We start from the raw sequence: 2,838 nt of genomic DNA, 5'->3' as shown, positions 1-2,838 counted from the left end.
AACCTATCCGGGGCCTCCAGCTACGGCGCGATTTACTCGTTCCACGAGGCCGCGCGGGACGCGGGCTCCAGCCAGCGCAGCCGCACGATCACCCAGGAGATCACGCGCGATCCCGCCATCGCCGCCCGGCTCGGCCTCGCCGCCGAGGCCGAGCTGTTCTTTCTGCACCGGGTGCGCCTCGTCGACGACGCTCCGGTCGCCGTGGACTGGCTGTGGTCGCCCGCCGCCATCGCGGGCCCGCTCCTGAGCGTCGACTTCGAGAACACCGCCTTTTACCGGGAACTCTTGGAGCGCACCGGCATCACGGTCGCCGGGGGCCGGGAATTCATCCAGGCGCTGGCCGCAGACGCCGAGACCGCGGCGCTGCTCGGTTGCTCGCCCGGCACCGCACTCCTCGACATCGACCGGATGGCCTGCCACGACGGCACCCCGATCGAGGTCCGGCGCACGCTCGCGATCGGGGACCGCCTCCGGCTGAGTCGCCCCTTCGGCGAGGGGCTGCCCGAGGGCACCTGCGGCGAGCGCGGCTGAGCCGGGCGTTCCGCAAGCGGCTCACGTCATGGCTCGCGGAGCACTCGGACGCGCTCGATCCGGTGCTCCGCCTCGGCCCAGTCCGGCAGCCCTGCCGCGCTCTGCCAGTACGCAAAGTCGCTCTCGGCGGCCCGGGGTCGCTGCCGTTGGGCGATCACCGCATGGCCCGGGCCGGCCGCGTATCGCCGGAGCGCCTCCGGCGTCTCCCAGACAGAGATCGTCCAGAAGGTGCGTGCGAGCGGTTGCGCCCGCAGTGCGGCCGCCCGGCAGCCAGGCGCGCGACGAACGCTCCTCCAGATCCGGAGTGAGGCGATGAGGAATCCGGGGACGGATCGTCGCCGCGACAGCAGGAACCGGGAGGCCATCACCGTTCCAGCCGCGAGGGGTGCCGTGGGGTGCCAGACCAGCGTGACCATGCGGGGCTCCTTGCGTTTGGGCGCTGGCTGGGAGCCCCCGCGAGCCAACGCATTTTCTGGATAGCTTCACTATCCTTGACTGCCGAGAATAGACTGCGACCCCGGCCCACGCAAGTGGCAGAACGAAGGACACGCATGAAGCTTGCCGAGCTCGCCCAGACCTCCGGGGTGCCCATCCCCAGCATTAAGTACTATCTGCGGGCCGGGCTCCTCCCCGCGGGGAGCCCCCGCTCGGCGCGGATCGCCGAGTACGGGCCTGCGCACCTGCATCGGCTTCGGCTCATCCGCGGCATGGTCGAGGTGCTGGGCGTGCCCCTGGAGAGCGTCCGCGCACTGGTCGGGGTTCTGGACGATCCTCCCGCATCCCCGCTCGCGACACTCGGGGCGACCATGTCCGAGCTCCCGACCGGATTCCCGGAGCCCGCGGCCACCGATCACGCCGCCCAGCTCGCCAAACACTGGCTCGGCGAGCTGGGCTTCGACGCGGTCCCGGATGCCCCGAGCGCGCGCCGCTTCGGCGCCGCTCTTGCCCTTGCGGAGGACCTCGGCATCCCGGTCGACGGCGCGCAGCTCAGCGCCTACGCACGCGCAGCCCGAACGGCGGCGGGCGCCGACCTCGCCCGTGTCCCGTGGGGCGATGCGTCCGCTCCCGCAACCGCGGTTGCGGCCTTTTCCGCCCTCGGCACCGTCCTGTTCGAGCCGGTGCTGCTCAGCCTGCGCCGCCTCGCGCAAGCCGAGCTCGCGGAGGCCTCAGCACAAGATGAACCCCCAGAGATCTGAGCAGGTTCGCCCCTCGGGGCGCCGGTGATGCGACGGTACAGTGCCAGGGCGAGCCAGACCGAGCGGATTCCCGCGAGACCGGAACACCCGAGGGCGAGGAGCGTCAGATCCGGGTTCAGTCGCAGGATCAGCTGCTGGCCGAGCCGACCCAGCACGATCGCGACGGCGGCCGTGCCCAGGAACAGCGAGACGAGCTCCCAACGCCGCAACGGTCGACCTGGCCCGATTTCCGGGCCCGGGCCCGGGACTCTCTTCGCGCATCGTCCTGCGCGCCTCTCGCCCCGCCCCCGGGGTGCGAAACAGCCCCGGGGGCCGTCCCGTTCGCTGCGTTTGTGTCTGTCACGGCCGCACAACCGGCGTCTTCGCCGGCATGGGGAAACTGATGGGAATGTTTCGGCCCGTTCCGCGTTATGGTGGATAGGTGTTCCGGGGTCGGTGAGAATCCGAACCGGCGGTGACAGTCCGCGACCCCCGTCTTCCGACGGGGCTGAACCGGTGGAATTCCGGTGCCGACGGTGATCCGCGCTCGCGCGGTAGTCCGGATGAAAGGGACACACGCGACAGGGTGACCCCTGACGCGCGTCCCCGGCAACCAGAAAGGCGCGGGGATGACCACTCAGCGAAGCGGCGACGCAGCGAATCGGCGCGCTCCCGGACTCCCGGTTGAGCCCCGGTTCCCGAGCGAGGCCGCCCTGGAGTCGGCCATGCGACGCGGCCTCGAACTGGCCCAACGCGGCCCCGCACACGACGCAAACCCCCGCGTGGGCTCCGTGATCCTCGACGCGACGGGGCGCACGGTCGCCGAGGGCTGGCACCGCGGCGTCGGCACCCGGCACGCCGAAACCGACGCGCTCGCCCAGCTGGGCGAGGCCGACCGCGCCCGCGCCGGGGAGCTGACCGCCGTCGTCACCCTGGAGCCCTGCAACCACACCGGGCACACGGGCCCCTGCGCCCTCGCGCTGATCGAGGCCGGGATCGGCCACGTCGTCTACGCCATGCCCGATCCCGGCAAGGCGGAGGGCGGCGGCGCCGAGCGGCTCCGCGCCGCGGGCGTGCACCTGCGCTCCGGGGTGTTGGCAGCCGAGGCCCGGGCCCTGCTGCGCGACTGGCT

At 72.2% G+C, this 2,838-nt stretch carries 4 protein-coding genes and 1 riboswitch; of the genes, 3 read left to right on the top strand and 1 reads right to left on the bottom strand.

From position 1 onward, the window contains the following. Positions 1 to 531: GntR family transcriptional regulator (locus tag OOT08_RS11515; RefSeq protein ID WP_325092766.1), on the top strand; the 531-nt coding region annotated here is incomplete at its 5' end. A 26-nt stretch (positions 532 to 557) separates the two neighbouring features. On the opposite strand, the gene OOT08_RS11510 is transcribed toward OOT08_RS11515, so the two are convergent. Next, positions 558 to 947: a DUF3291 domain-containing protein gene (locus tag OOT08_RS11510; RefSeq protein WP_325092765.1), complete on the bottom strand. Its 390-nt coding sequence runs from the start codon at positions 945 to 947 to the stop codon at positions 558 to 560. Between the two features lie 135 nt (positions 948 to 1,082). Here OOT08_RS11510 and OOT08_RS11505 point away from each other — a divergent pair, with 135 nt between their 5' ends. Then, positions 1,083 to 1,727, top strand: coding sequence for a MerR family transcriptional regulator (locus tag OOT08_RS11505; RefSeq protein WP_325092764.1), 645 nt, complete (start codon positions 1,083 to 1,085; stop codon positions 1,725 to 1,727). 418 nt (positions 1,728 to 2,145) lie between these two features. After that, positions 2,146 to 2,285: riboswitch (FMN riboswitch) on the top strand. 146 nt (positions 2,286 to 2,431) lie between these two features. Continuing rightward, positions 2,432 to 2,838: bifunctional diaminohydroxyphosphoribosylaminopyrimidine deaminase/5-amino-6-(5-phosphoribosylamino)uracil reductase RibD (locus OOT08_RS11500; RefSeq protein WP_442916239.1), on the top strand; the 407-nt coding region annotated here is incomplete at its 3' end.

It is taken from the genome of Leucobacter sp. M11, from assembly GCF_035726885.1.
GTDB lineage: Bacteria > Actinomycetota > Actinomycetes > Actinomycetales > Microbacteriaceae > JAPFRB01.
Note: the sequence above shows the minus strand (reverse complement) of the source record. Positions and strands in the feature narration are given on the sequence as shown.